Annotated in this window: 24 protein-coding genes; 10 read left to right on the top strand and 14 right to left on the bottom strand. The window is 70.8% G+C overall.

The window, feature by feature from the left end:
- Nucleotides 1-37 precede the first annotated feature (37 nt).
- The gene (locus BKA14_RS38325) at nt 38-1603 is read left to right on the top strand and encodes an alpha/beta hydrolase (RefSeq protein ID WP_184955620.1); all 1566 of its coding nucleotides are present in this window, start codon (nt 38-40) and stop codon (nt 1601-1603) included.
- Here BKA14_RS38325 and BKA14_RS38320 read toward each other — a convergent pair.
- Nucleotides 1554-2009, bottom strand: a complete 456-nt coding sequence (locus BKA14_RS38320) for a potassium channel family protein (protein ID WP_184955619.1) — start codon at nt 2007-2009, stop codon at nt 1554-1556. The genes BKA14_RS38325 and BKA14_RS38320 overlap by 50 nt on opposite strands.
- Before the next feature lie 65 nt (nt 2010-2074).
- Between BKA14_RS38320 and BKA14_RS38315 the strand changes: the two genes are divergently transcribed.
- Nucleotides 2075-2524: a GNAT family N-acetyltransferase gene (locus BKA14_RS38315; RefSeq protein ID WP_184955618.1), complete on the top strand. Its 450-nt coding sequence runs from the start codon at nt 2075-2077 to the stop codon at nt 2522-2524.
- Here the strand turns inward: BKA14_RS38315 and ligD are convergent.
- Both ligD and BKA14_RS38305 read right to left on the bottom strand, forming a co-directional pair.
- Nucleotides 2513-3544, bottom strand: coding sequence for a non-homologous end-joining DNA ligase (gene ligD / locus BKA14_RS38310; protein WP_184955617.1), 1032 nt, complete (start codon nt 3542-3544; stop codon nt 2513-2515). The two genes, BKA14_RS38315 and ligD, sit on opposite strands and share 12 nt — an antisense overlap.
- A 1057-nt stretch (nt 3545-4601) precedes the next feature.
- Nucleotides 4602-4796: a hypothetical protein gene (locus tag BKA14_RS38305; protein WP_184955616.1), complete on the bottom strand. Its 195-nt coding sequence runs from the start codon at nt 4794-4796 to the stop codon at nt 4602-4604.
- Between the two features lie 135 nt (nt 4797-4931).
- Here BKA14_RS38305 and abmR point away from each other — a divergent pair, with 135 nt between their 5' ends.
- On the top strand, nt 4932-5483 hold the full coding sequence (gene abmR, locus BKA14_RS38300) for an ATP-binding transcription factor AbmR (protein WP_184955615.1): 552 nt from the start codon (nt 4932-4934) through the stop codon (nt 5481-5483).
- A gap of 10 nt (nt 5484-5493) precedes the next feature.
- Here abmR and BKA14_RS38295 read toward each other — a convergent pair whose 3' ends face one another.
- Nucleotides 5494-6486: an IS481 family transposase gene (locus BKA14_RS38295; protein WP_184955614.1), complete on the bottom strand. Its 993-nt coding sequence runs from the start codon at nt 6484-6486 to the stop codon at nt 5494-5496.
- Between the two features lie 150 nt (nt 6487-6636).
- Here BKA14_RS38295 and BKA14_RS44655 point away from each other — a divergent pair, with 150 nt between their 5' ends.
- Nucleotides 6637-7362: a HipA family kinase gene (locus BKA14_RS44655; RefSeq protein WP_184955613.1), complete on the top strand. Its 726-nt coding sequence runs from the start codon at nt 6637-6639 to the stop codon at nt 7360-7362.
- Nucleotides 7359-7730, top strand: a complete 372-nt coding sequence (locus BKA14_RS44650) for a DUF3037 domain-containing protein (RefSeq protein ID WP_184955612.1) — start codon at nt 7359-7361, stop codon at nt 7728-7730. Before BKA14_RS44655 ends, BKA14_RS44650 begins: the two co-directional genes overlap by 4 nt.
- 42 nt (nt 7731-7772) lie before the next feature.
- On the opposite strand, the gene BKA14_RS38280 is transcribed toward BKA14_RS44650, so the two are convergent.
- The 6 genes from BKA14_RS38280 to BKA14_RS38255 all read right to left on the bottom strand — a co-directional run bounded on the left by BKA14_RS38280 (nt 7773) and on the right by BKA14_RS38255 (nt 11516).
- Entirely contained in the window at nt 7773-8786 is a 1014-nt protein-coding gene (locus tag BKA14_RS38280) for a glycosyltransferase family 2 protein (protein ID WP_184955611.1), read from the bottom strand.
- 88 nt (nt 8787-8874) lie between these two features.
- Nucleotides 8875-9384: a dihydrofolate reductase gene (locus BKA14_RS38275; protein WP_239092516.1), complete on the bottom strand. Its 510-nt coding sequence runs from the start codon at nt 9382-9384 to the stop codon at nt 8875-8877.
- A gap of 8 nt (nt 9385-9392) precedes the next feature.
- Nucleotides 9393-10193 carry a thymidylate synthase gene (locus tag BKA14_RS38270; RefSeq protein WP_184955609.1) on the bottom strand — a complete coding sequence of 267 codons (801 nt, stop codon included), beginning with the start codon at nt 10191-10193 and terminating at the stop codon, nt 9393-9395.
- Nucleotides 10194-10293: 100 nt separating this feature from the next.
- Complete coding sequence (locus BKA14_RS38265) at nt 10294-10533, bottom strand: hypothetical protein (protein WP_184955608.1); 240 nt, start codon at nt 10531-10533, stop codon at nt 10294-10296.
- 29 nt (nt 10534-10562) lie between these two features.
- Nucleotides 10563-11171, bottom strand: coding sequence for an NAD(P)H:quinone oxidoreductase (gene wrbA / locus BKA14_RS38260; protein WP_184955607.1), 609 nt, complete (start codon nt 11169-11171; stop codon nt 10563-10565).
- Nucleotides 11172-11240: 69 nt separating this feature from the next.
- A complete protein-coding gene (locus BKA14_RS38255) occupies nt 11241-11516 on the bottom strand; it encodes an isoamylase early set domain-containing protein (protein WP_184955606.1) in 276 nt (91 codons plus the stop codon).
- Between the two features lie 81 nt (nt 11517-11597).
- Here BKA14_RS38255 and BKA14_RS38250 point away from each other — a divergent pair, with 81 nt between their 5' ends.
- Nucleotides 11598-12050, top strand: coding sequence for a GNAT family N-acetyltransferase (locus BKA14_RS38250; protein WP_184955605.1), 453 nt, complete (start codon nt 11598-11600; stop codon nt 12048-12050).
- Between the two features lie 8 nt (nt 12051-12058).
- Here BKA14_RS38250 and hemQ read toward each other — a convergent pair whose 3' ends face one another.
- The 3 genes from hemQ to hemE form a co-directional block, all read right to left on the bottom strand.
- The gene (gene hemQ / locus BKA14_RS38245) at nt 12059-12766 is read right to left on the bottom strand and encodes a hydrogen peroxide-dependent heme synthase (protein WP_184955604.1); all 708 of its coding nucleotides are present in this window, start codon (nt 12764-12766) and stop codon (nt 12059-12061) included.
- Complete coding sequence (gene hemG / locus BKA14_RS38240) at nt 12763-14292, bottom strand: protoporphyrinogen oxidase (RefSeq protein ID WP_184955603.1); 1530 nt, start codon at nt 14290-14292, stop codon at nt 12763-12765. The genes hemQ and hemG overlap by 4 nt, the downstream gene beginning before the upstream one ends.
- An 82-nt stretch (nt 14293-14374) precedes the next feature.
- On the bottom strand, nt 14375-15406 hold the full coding sequence (hemE, locus tag BKA14_RS38235) for a uroporphyrinogen decarboxylase (RefSeq protein WP_239092517.1): 1032 nt from the start codon (nt 15404-15406) through the stop codon (nt 14375-14377).
- A gap of 73 nt (nt 15407-15479) precedes the next feature.
- Here hemE and BKA14_RS38230 point away from each other — a divergent pair, with 73 nt between their 5' ends.
- A complete protein-coding gene (locus tag BKA14_RS38230) occupies nt 15480-16049 on the top strand; it encodes a DUF3000 domain-containing protein (RefSeq protein WP_184955601.1) in 570 nt (189 codons plus the stop codon).
- A gap of 36 nt (nt 16050-16085) precedes the next feature.
- Here the strand turns inward: BKA14_RS38230 and BKA14_RS38225 are convergent, their stop codons facing one another.
- A complete protein-coding gene (locus BKA14_RS38225; protein WP_239092518.1) occupies nt 16086-17393 on the bottom strand; it encodes a S1C family serine protease in 1308 nt (435 codons plus the stop codon).
- A gap of 154 nt (nt 17394-17547) precedes the next feature.
- Here BKA14_RS38225 and BKA14_RS38220 point away from each other — a divergent pair, with 154 nt between their 5' ends.
- The 3 genes from BKA14_RS38220 (at nt 17548) to BKA14_RS38210 (ending at nt 20762) form a co-directional block, all read left to right on the top strand.
- Complete coding sequence (locus BKA14_RS38220) at nt 17548-18852, top strand: ribonuclease D (RefSeq protein ID WP_184955600.1); 1305 nt, start codon at nt 17548-17550, stop codon at nt 18850-18852.
- A 111-nt stretch (nt 18853-18963) separates the two neighbouring features.
- The gene (locus BKA14_RS38215) at nt 18964-19323 is read left to right on the top strand and encodes a response regulator (protein WP_184955599.1); all 360 of its coding nucleotides are present in this window, start codon (nt 18964-18966) and stop codon (nt 19321-19323) included.
- Nucleotides 19320-20762, top strand: a complete 1443-nt coding sequence (locus tag BKA14_RS38210; RefSeq protein WP_184955598.1) for an RAD55 family ATPase — start codon at nt 19320-19322, stop codon at nt 20760-20762. Before BKA14_RS38215 ends, BKA14_RS38210 begins: the two co-directional genes overlap by 4 nt.
- Nucleotides 20763-20914 lie beyond the last annotated feature (152 nt).

The following is a 20914-nucleotide window of genomic DNA, read 5'->3' as shown; positions in this document are numbered from 1 at the left end:
CTTCGTGGCAGCAACCCGCCGTCGAAAGGTCAGCATCGTGCAGCGCCGCTCCCGCCTGGTAGTCGCCGTCCTAGCCACGATCCTGGCCGTGTCCACCGGCTGCACAGTGCCTTCGTTCGCGCCCAACGGCTCCGGCGAGGCCGGCCGGGCCCCGTCGTCCACGGGTTCACAGGGTCCGACCGGCACTGCCGATTGGCGCCCCTGCCCCGAGATCCCGCAGCAGCTGGTCGGCCAGGGCGCCCCCGGCATGACGTATGAGTGCGCCGAGGTCAGCGTCCCGCGCGACTGGAACGACGCGAACAACGGCGAGACGTACGCGATCTCGATGATCCGCATCCGGTCGTCGAAGCAGCAGGGCCGCACCGGCTCGCTGCTGATCAACCCGGGCGGCCCCGGTGGCTCGGGCGTCGAGACGGCGGTCTACCTGTCGTTCGGCGAGCAGTTCGGCGGCCTGCCGGCCGAGGTCACCAACAAGTTCGACATCATCGGCTTCGACCCGCGCGGCGTCGGCCGGTCCGACCCGGTCAAGTGCATCAGCCCCGCCGATCAGGACGCGAGCTTCGCCGCCCCGCCCGACCCGGTCGGCCTGCAGCAGTTCAACGAGCTGGTCGAGCTCAACAAGCGGATCGCCACCAGCTGCGCCGCCAAATACGGCGACCAGCTGCCGCACTTCTCGACCGAGCAGGCGGCCCGCGACGTGGATTCGCTGCGCGCGGCCGTCGGCGACGACAAGCTGACCTACCTCGGCTTTTCGTACGGCACTCTGCTCGGCGCCACGTACGCCCAGCTTTTCCCGCAGAACGTGCGGGCGATGGTGCTCGACGGCGCGGTCGACCCGAAGCAGAACTTCGTGGAGGGCTCCGAGACCCAGGCCAAGGGTTTCGAGCGCGCCTTCACCAACTTCACCAACTGGTGCAAGGCCACCCCCGACAAGTGCCCGATCGCGCCCGACGCGCGTAAGGCGGTCACCGACGCGATCACCGCCGCGGCCACCAAACCGGTGGCGGGCCCCGACGGCCGCCAGGCCACGAGCGGCTGGATCTTCGTCGCGGTGATCTCGTCGCTCTACACGGAGTCGGGCTGGGCCAAGCTGGCCGGCGCGATCTCCCAGCTCAAGGGGGGCAACCCCCGCAGCGTGTTCGCGCTGGCCGACCAGTACGCCGAGCGCAAGCCCGACGGGACGTACAGCAACCTGTTCGACGCCAACCTCGCGGTCAACTGCGCCGACACCGAGGACGCGCCCAGCCTCGACGAGGTGCGCCGCCTGCAGGGCGAGTGGCGCACGAAATACCCGCTGTTCGGGGGCGCCCTCGCGGTCGGCATGCTGCCGTGCGCGGTGTGGGAGGGCAAACGGGACCCATATCCGGTCGGCGCGGCCACCAACGCCCCGCCGATCGTGGTCGTCGGCACCACCGGTGACCCCGCCACGCCGTACGAGAACACTGCCGACCTGGCCTCGATGCTGGGCGTGGGGCATGTGCTGACCTGGGAGGGCGAGGGCCACACGGCCTACCCGAGCACGCCGTGCATCGTCAACGCCGTGGACGCGTACCTCATCGATCTGAAGGTGCCGCAGGAGGGCCTGCGCTGTCCGGCAAAATGATGCCGTCGCGCTCGGCGACCGCCTCCAGCAGAGCCCGCACGCGGCGCAGGTTGGCCTTGAGCTCCTCCTGCTCCTCGTGGTGAAACGCGTCGGAATCGACGATCAGCTTGCTGGCGAAGTGCGCCGTGATCAGCGGGATCACCACCAGCACCATGATCGAGATGAGCAGGCCGGCCAGCACCCGCGCCTCCCACGACGCGGGCGAGATGTCGCCGTAGCCGACGGTCGACGCGGTGACGACGGCCCACCAGATCGCGTCGCCGACCGACTTGTCCTCGAAGTAGTGGTAGAGCACTCCGCAGACGACGATCAGAATGGCGTAGGCAAGGATCAGCGTGCCGGGCGAGTTGGCCAGCCAGACGATCGCGCGATAGATCCGCTTCAGCGGCGTGAGCAGCACATGCATGGCGTCATCGTGCCCGAGCGGCCCGCCTCGGCGTAGGGCCGCGCGGACATTAATAGACTGCCGCGATGGAGTTCCGCACCGCCACCCGAGCCGATGTTCCGGCCGTCCTCGCCCTCCTGGCCGACGACGAGATCAGCCGCTCGCGGGGAACGGTCGCCGAGGCCGCGGACGCCGCGATCTGGGCCGCCTTCGACGAGATCGACGCCGACCCCAACAACGAGCTGCTGGTGGCCGACGACAACGGCGAGGTCGTCGCGACGTGCCAGCTCACGTTCACCCCCGGGCTGAGCCGCAACGGCACCCGCCGCATGACGATCGAGGCCGTCCGGGTGCGCACCGACCGCCGCGGTGACGGCCTCGGGCGTACGTTCATGCAGTTCGCCCTCGACCGGGGCCGCGAGCGCGGCTGCCGCGTCGCCCAGCTCACCACCGACAAACGCCGCACCGACGCCCACCGCTTCTACGCGCGGCTGGGCTTCGAGGCCAGCCACGAAGGCATGAAGCTAGCCCTCTGACGTCCAGTTGGCGTGGTTCATCTTGCTCGGCTGCACCCGCGGCGGCTCGCCCGGCATCTTCGGGTGATCGGGCGGGTAGGGCATGTCCCCCAGCCCGTTCTTCTCGTCACGCTCCACCCACTCCAGCAGCGGCGCGAGGTCGTGCGCCACGTCGTCGATCGCCGCGTGCGGATCCCCCACCTCGGCGAACCGTTTCGGCAACGACCGCAGGTCGAAGTCGTCCGGCTCCACATCGGGCAGCTCGTCCCACGTCACCGGGGCCGACGCCGTGGCCCGCTCGTTGGCCCGCAACGAATACGCGCACGTGATCGTCCGGTCCCGCGCCATCTGGTTGAAGTCGAGGAACACCCGATCACCGCGCTCCTCCTTCCACCAGGCAGTGGTGATCAGCTCGGGCCGGCGCCGCTCGGCCTCCCGCGCCAGCGCGATCGCGGCCCGCCGCACGTCGACGAACGACCACCGCGGCTCGATCCGCACATAGACGTGCGCGCCCCGCCCACCCGACGTCTTCGGGAAACCGCCCCACCCCAGCTCGTCGAGCACCTCCCGCAACACCCCGGCGGTGCTCACCACGTCGGCGAACGACATGCCCGGCTGCGGGTCGAGGTCGATACGCAGTTCGTCCGGGTTGTCCGGGGCATCCCCGCGCACCGGCCACGGGTGGAAGACCACAGTGCCCATCTGCGCCGCCCAAGCCACGTGAGCCAGGTCGGCCGGGCACAACTCCACCGCCGTACGCTTGCTCGGAAACGTGATCTGCGCCGTCCGGACCCACTCCGGCACACCCCGCTGCGGGATGCGCTTCTGGAAGAACGCCTCACCCCCGATGCCGTCGGGAAACCGCTGCAAGGTGGTCGGCCGGTTACGCAACGCACGCATGATGCCGTCACCGACCGCCCGGTAATACTCGAAGACATCACGCTTGGTGTAGCCACGCTCCGGAAACATGATCTTGTCAGGGCTGGTCAGCCGCACCTGATGTCCGGCAATCTCGATCTCTTCCGCGGGCGCTTTCGGCATACGTCGACGATAGGCGTCACGGCCGCGCCATAGGCGCCCTGCCGCCCCCACAACTTCAAAAGCAGCGGTCGGTGGTGCCGTCGTCTGCTTCCCGTTCAAAGCGGATGGCTCGGTCGCTCCTGCTTCCTGCTTCAGCAGCATGTCCGAGCGGGGTGGAGGATGCCGTCACTCCTGCTTCATGTCAAAGCAGATGTCCAAGCGGGGTGGGGGGTACGGACCATCGCTCCCGCGGGGGCCGCGGCGGGCTTCGCTGGCCGCTGGCGCGTCCAAAACGCGAAACCCCCCACGGCGACGTGCGTAAGTGGTTGCGCCCAACCCGAACAGTTCTGCCGTCGACCACCATGACGTAGGGCCAGCGCTCCCGTCGCCACAACACAGTCGCGCGCCCATCGACCGATCCGGCGGACGCACACTGAGGCCACCGCCCGACCTGGCGAACGCACACTGCAGCCACCAGCCGACCCAGCGGCCGCACACCGTGGCCCGGCGACTCAGCGTGGCCACGCTCGACTCGATCAGGCCGACTCCCGCGTTCCACGCCAACATTTACCCTCGCGGGTCAGGGGCCGTCCCGCCAATCACAGGGGAGCCAGGCGAAGCCCAGAACGCTTGCCCTCCGCGTACCAGGGGCTGTCCTGCCGATCACGTGGCAGCGGGGCGAAGTCCAGGTGACGGCCCGGCCGCAGCGCCCGTAATCAGGCACGACAGGGGCCAAGCCGGACGCGGCTTCCCGACCGGCGTTCACGCCGACGCGCAGTGGCGAGCCGGGCCTCCGCCAGCACATGCTGGCCACAGACGGACACCCGCTGCCGCGACCACGCCAGCGCCTCATAGGGAGCGCCTACCGCTGCCGGCGGGCAACTGGCCTCACAGAACGCCTGACACGTCTGTAAACCCGCCAACGTGCTGGCCACGCAGAGCGCCTGACACTGCCGCAACCACGCCGAGCGCGGCGTCAGTGGGTACGGGCTTCACTTCGACAGCGCGGCGTCGACGGAGCACCGCTGAGGAAGACGGCCTGGCTGCGCGCCGACAAAGGGCGGAGTGAACCGCAGGGCTAGTTCCGGACTCGGTTGTCCAGGGGCTGGGGCTGGCTGACCCACCATTCGGAGGGGACCGCCTCGTGGATTTCGTTGGCGATTGCTTTCAGGTGGTCGCCGGTGGCGTGGCCGTGGTGTGCGTCGGCCAGGCCTTTGATCCGCATGAACCACTCGGCTAACTGTTCGCATTTGACCGAAACCTGATAGTCCATGGGCCGACGCTAGGCCGGTGGTGAGCCGTCCGTCAGCGAAACCGGCCGCCGCCACCCGGACGAGCCACTGGTCGCTCCTGGCGCAACGGTGTAATCATGTAATTAGCGTTGCACCACGTACAGGGGGAGGATGTCATGCGATTCCGTACCGCACCGCCCGGACGGGGCGAGCCGCCGAACGCCGAGGACGCGCCGGGCTGGGTCACGGGAGCCATCCCGGACGGCTGGTTCATCGAGCGGCCCGAGATCGTCATCGACCGTGACGAGATCATCATCTGGGGCCGTCTGGCCGAGCCCGAGCTGGGCGCCGACGCCACCGACGCCGACCGGGCCGCCGCCCGGGCCGGACGGATCAACCAGTTCCGGGAGGACACCCGCGAGGCCCGCATGCGGGTCGCCCGGCAGATCGAATACCGCTATCAGCGCAAGGTCGCCTGGGGTGTGCGCGCCGGCGACACCAACGAGTTGTTCACGCATCTGGCCGCGCCGGTCATGACGCGGCTCCGGCAGCCGGAGCGGCAGATCCTGGACACGCTGGTCGACGCGGGCGTGGCCCGGTCCCGGTCGGAGGCGCTGGCCTGGTGCGTCAAGCTGGTCGGGCAGCACTCCGACCAGTGGCTCACCGACCTGCGGCAGGCCATGACCAAGGTCGACGAGCTCCGCAAGCAGGGTCCGGCCGCCGGCTGAAAATGCGGGGCTAGGTGTGATGTCCAGCCAGGTTGTTCAACCGGGTGATGGGTGGCAGTTTCCCGATGGCGGTGTGGGGTCTGTGGTGGTTGTAGTCGTGCATGAAGGCGGGTAGCGCAGCGCGGCGGGCTTTCTCCGAGGTGTAGAGCTTGGCGAAGGCCCAGCCGTCGGCCAGGGTCCGGTGGAAGCGTTCGACTTTGCCGTTGGTCTGGGGCCGGTAGGGGCGGGTCTTTTTCACCGTGATGCCCAGCTCGGCGCAGGTGTCGCGCCAGAGGTGCGATTTGTATGCGGAGCCGTTGTCCGAGAGCACTCGGTGGGTGGTCACGCCGCGTTCGGCGAACCAGGTGACCGCGCGGCGAAGCACTCCGGTGGCGGTCAGGGCGGTTTCGTCGTCGTGGATCTCGGCATAGGCGACGCGGGAGTGGTCGTCGATGACGGTGTGGACGAACGCAGTGCCGATGATGGGGTTGCGGTGCTTGTTCCGAGGCTTGCCGGCCGTGGCGGTCCGGTTTTTCTCGCCTTGCTGACGGCCGAGGTAGCGCCAGCCGCCGCCGTCGGGAACGTTGCCAAGCTTCTTCACGTCGACGTGCAGCAGGTCGCCGGGGCGTTCGTGTTCGTAGCGGCGGATCGCCTCGCCGGTGGCCCGGTCGAGGTGCGAGAGCCGGTTCGCGCGCTGCCGTCGGAGAACGGCATGCACGGTGGAGGCGGCCAGGCCGAGCTGATCGGCGATCGGGACCGGTCCCCAGCGTTGTTTGCGGCGCAGGTGCAGGATCTTGCGGACCAGCGGCGCCGGGGTGCGGTTCGGCTGCCGACGTGGCCGTGATGAGCGGTCGTGCATGCCGGCTTCGCCTTCGGCCCGGTAACGCCCGGCCCACTTGCTGGCGGTGCGCCAGGACACGTCGTAGCGTTCGGCCGCTCGTGCGGGTGACCAGCCACCCTCGACGATCAGACGCGCCAGCCGCAATCGCGCCCTCGGGGTCAATGCGGCGTTAGCGTGGGACATGAAGGCCTCCAGCCTGGTGTGTGGCGTCTTAGCAGCTCCACTGCACCGTTGGAGGCCTTCATCTGTTCACCGGATCAGCCTTTGATCGTCAGATCGAGTGGTCGCACTTCCTCGACCAACGTCCCTGGACATCACAGCTAGGGTAGCGGAGTGCTACGTGAAGTAACCGCTATCCGCTACGTAACCCCGCTGCGTGAGGGCGGTTCCCTGCCCGGTGTGGTCGAGGCCGACGACCTCGGCACGTACGTGGTGAAGTTCCGCGGCGCCGGGCAGGGCCCCCGCGCACTGGTGGCCGAGGTGATCTCGGGGCAGCTGGCCCGGCGACTCGGCCTGCCCGTCCCGGAGCTGACAGTTGTCCACCTCGACCCGATCGTGGCCCGCGCCGAGCCCGACGAGGAGGTCCAGGAGCTGATCAAGGCCAGCGCCGGCGCCAACTTGGGCATGGATTTCCTGCCCGGCGCGCTCGGCTACGACCCGGTCGTGCACCCGGTCGACCCCGGCCTGGCCTCGCGGGTGGTGGCTTTCGACGCCTTCGTGGAAAACGTCGACCGCAGCTGGCGCAACCCGAACCTGCTGATGTGGCACGGCGATCTTTGGCTGATCGACCACGGGGCGACGCTGTACTTTCATCACAACTGGCCCCGCGCCGCCGCCGTGGTTCACCGTCCGTACAAGTGGGACGACCACGTTCTGAAGCCGTACGCGACCGAATTGGCGACCGAGGGCCCCGCGCTGGCCGCCCGTCTCACGCCGGCCCTGCTCGCGGAGGTCATCGCCGAGGTCCCGGACGAGTGGATGGACGACGAGGGCAGCCGGGAGAACTACCTGGCGCATCTCACCGCCCGCGCCGAGCGCCCGGAGGCGTGGCTGCCGTGAGAGTCCCGTACGAGTACGCCGTAATTCAGGCCGTGCCCCGCATCGAACGCGGCGAAGTGATCAACGTGGGCGTGGTCCTCTACTGCCAGCGCCGCGATTTTCTGGCCGCCCGCACCGACCTGCGCGAGGACCGGCTGCGCGCGATCGATCCGCACGCCGACGTGCCCGCCATCCGGGCCGCGCTCGCCTCCTGGGACGCCACGTGCGGAGGGTCGGGCGCCGCGGGCGACATCAGCCTGGGCGAGCGGTTCCGCTGGCTGGTCGCTCCCCGCAGCACGATCCTGCGGGCCGGCCCGGTGCACATGGGCTTGGCCGCCGACCCGTCCGAAGAGCTCGACCGCCTGGTCGAGCTCTTGGTGAAGGTCTGAACCGCCGGCCGAGTGAGGTCTGAACGGCCGGCCGAGTGAGGACTAGGCGGCCGGCCGCGTGTCGGCGACCACGGTCACCGCGTCGAGCGATTCCACCGAGTCGGGCGCCGTGGTGGCGGTGTCGAAGGAGACCAGGAACGGCGGCCGGCTCTGGGTCGCCATGTAGATGCGCCCGACGTATTCGCCGAGCAGGCCCAGGCAGATCAGCTGGACGCCGCCGAGCAGCAGCACCGCGATGTAGAGCGACGTCCAGCCCGGCACCACGCCGCCCGTGCCCCAGGCGACCAGCCCGGTCACGATCAGCACCACGCACAGCAGGAAGCTGAGCAGGCCCAGCCAGGTCGCGATCTTCAGCGGGGCCGCGGAGAAGCCGGTGACGCTGTCGAACGTCAATCGGATCATGCGCGACAGCGGGTATTTCGTGTTGCCGGCGACCCGTTCCTCGCGCACGTACGGCACTTCGGCGCTGGCGAATCCGAGCGACGGCACCACCAGGCGGTAGACCGGACGGGGCTCGGCCAGCTCGTTGAGCACGTCGACGACCGCGCGGCTCATCAGGCGGAAGTCGCCGGCCTGGTCGCTGACCCAGGGGCCGACCAGCCGCCGCATCATCCAGTAGTAGAGCCCGGCCGTGTTGCGCTTGAACGCCGTGTCGGTGCTGCGGTCGCTGCGGACTCCGTAGACGACGTCGACCTTCTCGGTGAGCGCCTTGGCCAGCATCTCGCCGATCACCTCGGGCGGGTCCTGCAGGTCGGCGTCGATGCTGATCACGTAGTCGCCGCGGGCGGCTCGGAGCCCGGCGCGCAGGGCGGTCTGGTGCCCGACGTTGCGGCGCAGCGAGACGATGCGCAGCTCGGCCCAGTCGGCGCGCAACTGCAGGAGCCGGGACACGGTGGCGTCGGTGCTTCCGTCGTCGACGGCGACGACCTCGTACGCCACGTCGAGCGCGTCGAGCACGGGCCGCAGCCGACCCACGAAGTGGTCGACCGCCTCGCGCTCGTTGTACATCGGCGTGACCACCGACAGCGTCACCGGCGGCACGAGGCTCTGCGGCATGGGTAGCTTCTTCCTATCGCTCTGGCGTTAAAGCCGATTCGCCCCATAAATCATGAATGCGATTCGGCCCTCTCGTCGGCCGAAGAGACTAGCCCGTGCCTGTTGCACCGACCTTACGAGGTGGGGTCGTTTGCTCGGCGCGAACCAATTCCTCGACGACGTAGCGGAGCCCGCCCACCGAAGTCTGCCAGTCCGTCGACTCGCTGACGACCCACCCTTCGCCCGGATCGGGAGCATAGGTGTCGCCCGAAATGTCCAGGTCGATACGTGTGCGAAGAATGTGATCAGCCATCGGCAGGAAGGCTCGATACACCGCCTCGCCCCCCATGACCCAGATGTCGCCGTACGCCAGAGCCTCGCTCACGGAGTGCACGACCTCGGCGCCCGGGGCCGACCACTGCGGGTCGCGCGTCAGCACCACGTTGCGCCGCCCCGGCAGCGGCCGGAACCGCTCAGGCAAGGAATCCCAGGTGGCGCGGCCCATCACCATCGTCGCGCCCGCCGTGCGCTGCCGGAACATCGCCGAGTCCTCGGGCAGCCGCCACGGGATCCCGCCGTCCGCGCCGACGACGCGGTGGCGGGCCTCGGCCCAGATCATGTGGATCGTCATACGGCGACCGGGGCCCGCAGCGCCGGGTGGTGCTTGTAGTCGACGACCGTGAAGTCCTCGTACTTGTAGTCGAAGAGCGAGGACACCGGCGCGATTTCGAGCCGCGGGAACTCGTACGCCTCGCGGGAGAGCTGCTCGGTCACCTGCTCGACGTGATTGTTGTAGATGTGACAATCGCCACCCACCCAGATGAACTCGCCCGGCGTGAGGCCGACCTGCTCGGCGATCATGTGGGTCAGCAGCGCGTAGCTCGCGATGTTGAACGGCACGCCGAGGAAGAGGTCGGCGCTGCGCTGGTAGAGCTGGCACGAGAGTTTGCCGTCGGCCACGTAGAACTGGAACATCGCGTGGCACGGCGACAAGGCCATCTCGGGCAGGTCGGCCACGTTCCACGCCGACACGATCATGCGGCGGGAGTCGGGGTCGCGCCGCAGCGTCTCCAGCACACCGCTGATCTGGTCGACATGCCCGCCGTCGGGGGTGGGCCACGAGCGCCACTGCACGCCGTAGACCGGGCCGAGCTCACCGGACTCCGACGCCCACTCGTCCCAGATCGTCACACCCTGGTCGCGCAGCCATGCGACGTTGCTCTCGCCGCGCAGGAACCACAGCAGCTCGACGGCCACCGACTTGAAGTGCACGCGCTTGGTGGTGATCAGCGGGAAACCGGCCGACAGGTCGTAACGCAGACGTTCACCGAACAGGCTCACCGTGCCGGTGCCCGTGCGGTCGTTCTTGGGTGTGCCGGTGGTCAGGACCCGCTGCAACAGGTCCTCGTACTGGGTGTCGACGGGCATGGCAGCCAACCTACCCGCCGCGCGGCCCGGCCCGGCACAACGTGTGGGCCGAGTCGCGCGGCGCGCCCCGGTGCGGCCGGCACCGGTGCTGACGGCGCCCTCAGCTGGCCCAGGACTCCGACATCTGCGGGATCTGCTGGCTGAGCGCCTGCAGATCCTGCGGCTGGCCGTTCGCACTGCCGATGAAGCCGAGCTCGGTCCCGATCTGCTGCCAGCGCTCGTAGAGCACCTGGTCCTGCAGCACGGCCCGCACGTCGTGGTGGGCCGAGCGCAGTTCGTCGAGAGCCGTCTCGTATCGCGCGACCCGCGATTGCAGGTCCAAGGTCTCGTACGTGGTCATGCAGTCAGGTTAGCGAGAGATGAGTAGTTTTATTCGCTTTTCAGCATGCTCGCGACGCGAACGATGCGCTGCGCCAGATGGTCCAGAGCGGCGTATTCGGCGTCGCCCAACGGGGCATCGTTGTTCCCGCCCGTCACGTGCGAGACACCGTACGGGTTCCCGTCGGCGAATTTGAGCGGGTCGGTGTAGCCGGGCGCCACCACGATGCCGCCGAAGTGGTAGATCGTGTTGTACAGCGCGAGCAGCGTCGACTCCTGCCCGCCGTGCGCGGTCTGGGTGGCGGTGAAGCCCGCGTACGCCTTGTCGGCCAGTTGCCCCTGCGCCCACTGCGGGCCCAGCGTGTCCAGGAACTGCTTGAGCTGGCTGGCCACGTTGCCGTAGCGGGTGGGCGAGCCGAACAGCACAGCGTCGGCCCAGGTCACGTCGTCGGCGGTGGCCTTGGGCTCGTTCTTGGTGCGGTCGAAGTGCTGGCTCCACGCCGCGTTGGAGGCGATCGCCTCGGGCGGGGCCAGCTCGGCCACCTGACGCAGGCGCACCTCGGCGCCGGCCTTCTCACCCGCCTCGCGCAGGCGCTCGGCCATCTTGTGGAGCGTCCCGGTGGACGAGTAGTAGATGATCGAAAGTCGCACTTCGGACACGGTGATTCCTCCCTTGGAAGATTGCTTGTCGAGTCAAGCAAGTCCCCGGAGAGGCCCGGCCGAAACGACTTAAACGCGAATTTCTCCTCCGTGCGGGCCCACCGAGTCGGCGCTCTCGTCGTCGAACCAGTGCCCGTCGGTGGCCAGATAGCGGAACTGATAGTTGCCCGGCGGCACGGTCACGCTGACCGTGCGGGTGCCGTCGCGGCGCGGCTTGAGCTCGTGGGCGCCCGGCTCCCAGCCGTTGAACGTGCCGACCACGCTGACCGGCCCGGCGGGCTGATTGACGGGCAGACAGAAGGTCACCCGCGTCTTGTTGCCGAAGAGTTTGTTCCTCTTGATCATCAAGACCTCCACAGCTCGGGCTTCCATCCCTATAACGCCACGCCACGATACGGGTAACGGCGTGCCGCTTACCCTTTCGGCATGCATCCCGAACCGGCTGACGATCTCCGTACTGCCAGCTTCCGCGACCTCGACACCACCACCCTGTACGCGATCCTGAAGCTCCGCGCGGACGTCTTCGTGGTCGAGCAGGACTGCGTCTACGGCGACATCGACGGCCGCGACACCGAGCCCGGCACACGCCACCTGTGGTTCGAGCGCGACGGCGAGGTCCGCGCCTACCTGCGCATCCTCGACGACGACGGCGTCGAACGGATCGGCCGGGTCGTGACCGCTCCGCAGGCCCGCGGCGCCGGCCTGGCGGGCCGCCTGATGGACCACGCTCTGACGGTCATCGGTCACCGCCCCAGCGTCCTCGACGCCCAGGCGCACTTGGCGAAGTTCTACACCAGGTACGGATACCAGCAAACCGGCCCGGAATACATCGAGGACGGCATCCCCCACATCCCGATGCGCCGCGAGATCGAGGCGTAGCTGACCGCTCAGGGCAGGGCCGCGACCAGCTCGCTCATCGAACGCCGGCGGCCCGTGTAGAACGGGACCTCCTCGCGCACGTGCCGGCGAGCCGTGGAGGCCCGCAGGTCACGCATCAGGTCGACGATGCGGTGCAGCTCGTCGGCCTCGAAGGCCAGCATCCACTCGTAGTCGCCCAGCGCGAACGACGCCACCGTGTTGGCCCGCACGTCGGGGTAGCCCCGGGCCATCCGGCCGTGCTCGGCGAGCATGTGGCGGCGCTCCTCGTCGGGCAGCAGATACCACTCGTACGACCGGACGAACGGGTAGACGCAGATGTACGGCCGCGCCTCCTCCCCGGCCAGGAACGCGGGCAGGTGGCTCTTGTTGAACTCGGCCGGCCGGTGCAGGGCCATCTGCGACCACACCGGGGCCAGGTGCCGGCCCAGACCCGTGCGCCGGAACAGCGAATACGCCTCCTGCAGGGCGTCGGGCGAGCTGGAGTGCCACCAGATCAACACGTCGGCGTCGGCGCGCAGGCCGGCCACGTCGTACGTGCCGCGGATCGTCACGTCCTTGCCGGCGAGCTGCTCGAACAGGCCGTCTACCTCGCCCGCCAGCTCGTCGCGCAACGCCGGCAACGGCGTCTCGGCCCGGAACACCGACCACATCGTGTAGCGGATCGTCGCGTTCAGCTCGTTGATCCGTGCCGCGTTCGACTGCGTCTGCTCGCTCATGCTGCGTCCTCCATCGCCTTGCACACGTCTTCGGCGGCCCGTTCGCCGCTCGCGACGCAGGCCGGGATCCCGACCCCGTCGAACGCCGCCCCGGCCAGCGCCAGCCCCGGCGGCAGCCCGGCCCGCGCCGCGGCCAGCCGCTCGCGGTGCCCGGGGGTGTATTGCGGCAGGCCGCCACCCCAGCGCTGCACCCACGTGGCGACCGGCGCGGGCAGGGCGACGCCGAGCAGGTCGCCCAGCTCCCGGTGGGCCCGCTCGGTCAGCACCGCGTCGTCGAACTGCAGCCGCTCCTCCTCGCCGGCCCGGCCCAGCGACACCCGCACGATCACCGGGCTGCCCTCGGGGCGGGCCCACTTGCGGGTGACGAAGGTAGCCGCCTTGACCAGCGTGCCTTCGCTGGGTGGCACCAGGAAGCCGCTGAGCGCGGGCAGCTCGGTGCCGGGCGGCAGCGCGAGGGCGACCAGCGCCACGCTCGCGTAGTTCAACTCGCCGATCGCCGCGGCCGCGTCGGGCGCAACGCGGGTCAGCAGGCGCGCGGACGGCCTGGCCGGGACCGCCAGCACCACGGCGTCGACGTCGTCGGTCTGCGGCGCCCACCCGTCATCGACGAGCTCGCGGCTGGGCGGGCTGCCGCTGCCGGCCGGCGCCCGGTCAGCGCCGGAGCCCGCGCGGGCGGAGAGCGCCGACAGGTCGGGCGAGGCTGCCTCCGGGGACGGCGAGAAGCCGGGCGGCGCGGCGACCGGCCCCAGCAGCAACCGCCAGCCGTGCGGCGTCCGCGCGATCTCACGGACGGGCAGGCCCATGCTGATCCGGGCGCCGCTCGCGGTGGCGGCCGCGCCCACGAGGCGGCTCAGCCCACCCTCGAGCGCCCCGAACACCGGCTGACCGGGCACGCGCTTGCTCGCGGCCTGCGCCGCCCGCACCGCCCCGCTCAGCGTGTGCTCGACCCGGGCCGTCGCGGCAAGCTGCGGCATCGTCACCTCGAGGGAGAGCCGATCGGCGCGCCCCGCGTAGACGCCGCCCAGCATCGGGTCGACCAGCCGGTCGACGACCTCGGGGCCGTAGCGCTCGCGGACCAGCACGCCGACCGCGACGTCCTGCCCCTCGGCGAGCAGCGGCCGGCCGCCGTCGGCGTCGTGACCGGCCTCGGCCCGCGCGAGGTCGCCCAGCGTGGCCGGGTCGCTCGGCACGCCCACGAGGGTGCCGGCCGGCATCGGGGCGAGCCGGCCGCCCAGCGCCAGCGCGGCGGGCACCCGCTGCGGATGCACCAGCGCTCGCTCCAGGCCCAGGCGCTTGACCAGGCCCACCGCGGCCGACTCGGCGCCGTCGGACCCGGTCATCAGGAACGACTCGGCGCCGCGCTCGACGGTCACGCCGGCCAGCTCACCGGTGCGCAGCTTGCCGCCGAGGGCGCCGCTCTGCTCGTACACGATGATCTCGGTGTCGGGCGGCGTCAGGTCGCGCAGTCGCACGGCGGCCGCCAGACCGGCGATGCCGCCTCCGATGACCGCAACCCGCTTTCGCACGAGAACAAGCCTTCCACCACTCGCCCCGGCCCGGACGGCTGGGGTCGGCGGGTGTGAGTTGCATCCGCCAGTACCTTCGGCCCTACCGAGCTTCGTGAATGTGGGCCACGAGCCGCGTCAGGATGTCCGGGTCGGTCTCGGGCATCACGCCGTGGCCGAGGTTGAAGACGTGCCCCGGCGCCGCCTTGCCCTGCTCCAGCACCCGGTCGGCCTCGCGCCGCACGACATCCCACCCCGCGAAGAGCAGGGCCGGGTCGAGATTCCCCTGTACGGCCTTGTCGGGCCCGATGATCCCGGTCGCCTGGTCGAGCGGGGTGCGCCAGTCGACCCCCACCACGTCGGCCCCGGCCTCGCCCATGGCCCTAAGCAGCACCGCCGTGCCCACTCCGAAGTGGATGCGCGGCACCCCGGCGTCGGCCAGGCCACCCAGCACCCGGGCCGAATGCGGCAGCACGTGCTCGCGGTAGTCGGCCTCACTGAGCGCCCCGGCCCACGAGTCGAACAGCTGGACCGCGCTCACCCCGGCGTCGATCTGCGTGCGCAGGAAGGCCAGCGTGATGTCGGCCAGGCGCGACAGCAGCGCGTCCCACAGCTTCGGGGCGCCGTACATCATCGCCTTGGTCTTGAGGTACGTGCGCGACGGCCCGCCCTCGATGAGATAGCTGGCCAGCGTGAAGGGCGCCCCGGCGAACCCGATCAGCGGGGTCGCGCCGAGCTCCCGGACGAGCAGCTCGACCGACTGGGCCACGAAATCGACGTCGTCCGCCGTGATCGGCCGCAGCCGCTCCAGGTCGGCCTCGGCGCGGATCGGCTCGGCCACGACCGGGCCGGTGCCGGCGACGATGTCCAGGTCGATGCCGGCCGCCGCGATCGGCACGACGATGTCGCTGAACAGGATGGCCGCGTCGACGTGGTGCCGCCGTACGGGCTGCAGGGTGATCTCGGTGACCAGCTCGGGCCGGCGGCACGACTCCAGCATCCCGACCCCCGCCCGGATCTTGCGGTACTCGGGCAGCGACCGGCCCGCCTGCCGCATGAACCAGACCGGGGTGTGCGGCACGGCCTCGCCGCGGCACGCCCGCACGAAAGTCGAATCGTTCAAGACTGAAGTCACCGCGCCATCGTCCCACGACACGCGCGGCGCGCCGATCGGCGACGGACACCGCGCGGCGGCATAGTCTTCCCCCATGGCGTCCCCCTCCGCTGTCCCTCCGGCGTTCGCCCGCGCGGTCGACGCTCTGCGGGCACCGGCGCCTCGGCCCGAGATCCTGCTCGAGGAGATCGCCGCGCCGCAGCGTCTGGCGCCGTTCGCGTTCGCGATCAGCGCCACCGTGCTGCGCTCCGGCGACGAGGTGGCCGGCGGCCGGCTGATCCTGCTGCACGACCCGGCCGGGCACGAGGCCTGGCACGGCGACATCCGCCTGGTCACGCTGGTCACGGCCGAGCTCGAGGACGACCTGGCGGGCGACCCGATGCTGTCCGCCGTGGCCTGGACGTGGCTGACCGACGCGCTCGACCAGCACGGGGCGGCCTACACGGCGATCGGCGGCACGATCACCCAGACGACGTCGACCCGGTTCGGCGAACTGGCCGGCCCGGCGCCCACGGCCGACCTCGAGGTGCGCGCCTCCTGGACCCCGACCGGCACGGACTTCGGCGCCCACCTGCAGGGCTGGTGCGCGATGCTGAGCTCGACCGCGGGCCTGCCCCCACCCGGCGTGACCACTCTCGGCGACCGCGCTCAACGCGTGGGTTGACCGCAACCCCCCGAGCGGGCAGGCTCGCGTCTTCTCCTAACAGACCGCGAGAGTCTGGCAGGCCGTCCTGATCGGGATGGCCAGGCCGATGCCCTCGGCGTCCTTGGCCTTCGCCGTGGCCACACCGACCACCTGCTTGCTCGAGTTGACCACCGGACCGCCCGAGTTGCCCGGGTTGATCGGGGCGTCGAACTGGATCGTCGGGCCGTCGGCGTCGTTCGGCCGGTAGGCGCTGATCACGCCGGTGGTGACCGAGTCGTCGAGCCCGAGCGGCGCGCCCACCACCACGACCTGCTGACCCGGCTTGACCTGGGCCGTCGCCGTGCCCAGCGGGGCGATCGTCTGACCGGCCCGCAGCAGCGCCAGGTCCTTGGCCTTGTCGACCTTGACGATCGTGGCGTTGATCCGGGTGCTGCCGCGCTCGAGCGACACCCGGCGCCCGCCGCCGGTCCACGTCTCGGCGACCACGTGATAGTTCGTGATCAGGTTGGCCTGGCCGGCGCCGGCCTTCTTGCCGACCGAGAACGCCGTGCCGGTGAAACCGCCCGCCCGCACCCGGAACACGCTCGGCAACACCCCCGACGACACGCCCTCGGGGTCGAACACGCCGGCCAGCTCCTTCTCGAGCCGGTCGGTGCGCTCCTGCTCGGCCGAGAGCACGGTGGCCAGATCCTGGTTGTGCCGGCTCATTCCCTCGATCCGGTACGCCTGCCACCCCGCCACCAGGAGCAGCAGCACCACGGCGCCGATCACGAGCGGTTTGAGGCGATTGCCGCGCAGGGGGGCCGGCCCGGTTTCCCCCTTACGCCCGGGGGCCGTGGGCCAGGCCGGCTGCTCGCCCGCAAATCGGGGCTGCTCGCCCGCGAACCCGGGCTGCTCACCCGCGAACCGGGGCTGCTCGTCGACGTAGCGCGGCTGCTCCCCCGCGTGGCGCTGCGACTCGCCCGCGAAGCGCGGCTGCTCCCCCGCGTGGCGCTGCGCCTCCCCTGAGAAGCGCGGCTGCTCCCCGGTGTGGCGCTGCTGCGGGATCGGGGCCGGGGTGTCCCAGTGCTGCTCCGCGACGCGGGCGCGCTGATGCCCCGGCGCCGCCTCACCCCACGGGTCGGCGGGGGCGCCCCACGGATCGGCCGGCGGTTCGGTCCGGCGGGCCGGCGGCGCCGCCCACTGCCCGTCCGCCGCCCACTGGTCCGGCGGCGCTTCGGCCCACTGCCCCTCGGGGGCCCCGGCCCACTGACCTCCGGGCGCCGTCCACTGCTCCTGCGGCTCGTCGGCGCGGCGGCGTCCGTCGTATCGGCGCTGCTCACCTGAGCCCGCGGGGGTGAACGGTTCGTAGGTCATGGTCATCCGGCGCGGCCTCCCGGGTATCGGCGCTGCGGGGGGTAGTACGGAGAAAACCGCGCTCCGGATCAGCCGGGACGGGCCTTTGTTGTCGATCGAGAAACGGCGCGCCGGGACCCGGCTGCAAGCAGGCGGGGTGGGGTCCCCGTACGGTTACGGAGTGACCGACGAAGCACCCCTGCGCCGTCGGGACACGCCGGAGCCCGAAAGGGACGGACGACCGCACGCCGACTCGCCCGACCCGACGTCTGGCGGTCCCGAACCCGTACCGTTGACCGCGCCCCGTGAGGGCACCCCCCGACCGGTCGAGACCGACGACGAACTGGCCGAGATCGTGGCCCGGATGGCCGCGGGTTCCGGGCCGGTCGCCGTCGATGCCGAGCGCGCCTCCGGCTATCGCTACACCCAGCGGGCCTACCTGGTGCAGTTGCGCCGGGCCGGAGCGGGCACGGTGCTGATCGACCCGCTGCCGCTCGACGACCTGCGCACGCTCGACGCCGCGCTGGCCGAGAGCGAGTGGGTGCTGCACGCGGCCAGTCAGGACCTGGCGTGTCTCGCTGAGATCGGCATGAAGCCGCGCCGGCTGTTCGACACCGAGCTGGCGGCCCGGCTGGCCGGGTTCGAGCGGGTCGGCCTGGCCGCCCTGACCGAACAGCTGCTCGGCTTCTCGCTCGAGAAGCACCACTCGGCCGCCGACTGGTCGACCCGGCCGCTGCCCGAGTCGTGGCTGACCTACGCCGCGCTCGACGTCGAGCTGCTCACCGACCTGCGCGACCACCTGGCGGCCGAGCTCGACCGGCAGGGCAAGACGGCGTGGGCCGCCGAGGAGTTCGCGGCCCTGGTGGCCAGCGCCGACCGGCCGCCGCGGGTGCGTCCCGACCCGTGGCGCCGCACGTCGGGAATACACCGCGTTCGCGGGGCCCGCGCCCAGTCGCGAGTCCGCGCGCTCTGGTACGCCCGGGACGGCGTGGCCGCGCGCCGCGACTCCGCGCCCGGCCGGGTGCTGCCCGACTCGGCGATCGTGGCCGCCGCCGAGGCCGACCCCAAGGATGAGCGCACCCTGCTCGGCATCGCCGGTTTCGGGGGCCGCTCAGTGCGCCGCCTGGCCCGGGTCTGGCTCGACGCCCTCGACGAGGCCCGTGCCCTGCCCGACGACGCGCTGCCGATCAATCAGCCGGTCGAGGGTCCGCCTCCGCCGCACCGCTGGGCCGAACGTGACCCGGTGGCGGCGGCCCGGCTGGCCCGCTGCCGGGCGATCGTGGTGGCCACCGCGGAGTCGCACAACCTGCCCCCGGAAAACCTGATCAGCCCGGACTTCGTCCGCCGCCTGGCCTGGTCCCCGCCCGACGAGGTGACCCCGCAGACGGTGGGCGACACGCTCCGCGGCTTCGGCGCCCGCAACTGGCAGGTCACCTTGCTCGCCGACCAGCTGGCCGACGCCCTGCCCGCCCCCTCGATCACCTGACCCGCACTCCCGGCGCCGGCTCCAGCCGGCCCGGGAGCCCGGCAAATTCCCCTTAACGCACCGCTCCTGTCACCGGACGAAATATGCTTTTCCCGGCGAAGGGACGGGGGCGTGGGGACGATTCTGGTGGTTGACGACGAGCCGGACCTGCGATTCCTGCTGCACCGCATCTTCGTCAAGGCCGGCCACGAGGTGGCCGAGGCCGGCAACGGAGAGGTAGCGCTCGACGCTGTCCGGCACGCCCCGCCCGACCTGGTCGTGACCGACGTGATGATGCCGGTGATGGGAGGGGTCGAGCTGATCCGGAGGCTGCGCGCCGACCCGGCGACCGCCTCCATCCCGATCCTCTCGGTCAGCGCCGACTGGCAGCTCGCGGTCGAGGCCGACGCCGCCCTGGCCAAGCCTTACCAGCGGGCCGAGGTGCTCGCGGCGGCCGAGCGCCTGCTCCAGGAAGGACGGCAGGCTTCATGAAGCTCCTGTCCACGGGGCTGGCCGACCTCGACCTGATCCTCGGCGGCGGCTTGCAGCCGGGCTCGGTGGTCGTGGTCTCCGGACCGCCGGGGACCGGCAAGACCATCCTGGCCCAGCAGATCTGCTTCGCCGTCGCCACCGAGGAGCGCAAGGCGATCTACTACACCACGCTCTCCGAGCCGCACGCCAAGCTCGTGGAACACCTGCGGGACTTCTCCTTCTTCGACCCTCGGTCGCTGGGCCCGCGCGTCGAATACGTGCACCTGGGCGACATCCTGCGCGACAGCGCCGCGAACGACCTCGAGGTATTGATCAACGAGGTGGTGCGCAAGGCGCTCGACGACGAGCCGGTGCTGGTGGTCATCGACAGCACGATGATGCTGCGTGACTTCGTCAGCGATCAGGCGCTGCGCACCGCCCTCTACGATTTGACCAGCCGGGTCTCGCACAGCGGGGCTGTCCTGCTGCTGCTGGGCGAGTACGACGACGAGCATGTGCAGACGGGCGTGGAGTTCGCCGTGGCCGACGGCATTCTCTCGCTGTCGCACCACATTCGCGAGCCGGTCGACCGGCGTGCCCTGCGGGTGGTCAAGATGCGCGCGGCCAACCCGCTCGGCGGCAACCACACGCTGCACATCACCTCCGACGGTGTTCAGGTCTACCCGCGCGTCGAGTCGTTCCTGCCGACCGACATGCCGCCCCGCGGCGAGCGGCTGGCCTCCGGCATCCCCGGCCTCGATCCGCTGATCGACGGTGGCATCCCGGACGGCGACGGCACCGTCGTGCTCGGCCCCTCGGGTGTGGGCAAGACGATCGGCTGCCTGGCCTTCGTGGCCGAGGGCCTGGCACGAGATCAGGGGTGTCTGTACGTCACGTTCCAGGACACAGCCGAGGAATTGGAGGAGATGGCGGCCCGCTTCGGCTGGGACTTCCGCGCCGCCCGGGAGCGCGGCCGGCTCGACATCGCCCATGTGCCGGTAGGCGCGCTGGATCTCGACCTGGACGTGCTCGCCTCGATGATCCGGCACAACCTCGAGGACGGATCGATCAAGCGTGTCGTCATCGACAGCCTGGCCGAGATGGCCCACGCCGCGCGCGAGGCCCAGCGCTTCCCGGCCTATCTGCGCAGCATGCTCGGCATCGTCCGGGCCGCCGGCGCGTCGTTGTGGGTGACCAGCGAGACGCGGACGCTGGGCCCGGTCGAGGATCCGCTCGCGGGCCTCATGTATCTGTTCCACAACGTGTTCCAGGTTCGCTACGTCGAGCGCCGGGCCGAACTCGGCCGGTTGTTCAACGTGGTGAAGATGCGCAACAGCCGGCACGAGAACGGCATGTACGACTGCCACATCGCCGATCAGGGCGGCCTGGTCATCGGCGAGCGACTCGACGCTGTCACGGGCATGCTGGCCTGGGAAGCGCTTCGCGACCACTCGAGCTGATCACCGGCCGTCGCCTTTTGCAGGGCGCGACCACGCACGCACGTCGCCGTGGTGGGTTTCGCGTTCTGGACGCGTAGCGGCCGGCGAAACCCGCCGCGGCCCCCGCGGGAGCGACGGTCCGTCACCCCCCACCCGGCCGGGACATCAAGCTC

The organism is Paractinoplanes abujensis (assembly GCF_014204895.1).
GTDB classification, from domain to species: Bacteria; Actinomycetota; Actinomycetes; order Mycobacteriales; family Micromonosporaceae; genus Actinoplanes; species Actinoplanes abujensis.
This window is presented reverse-complemented; position numbering and strand designations above follow the sequence as displayed.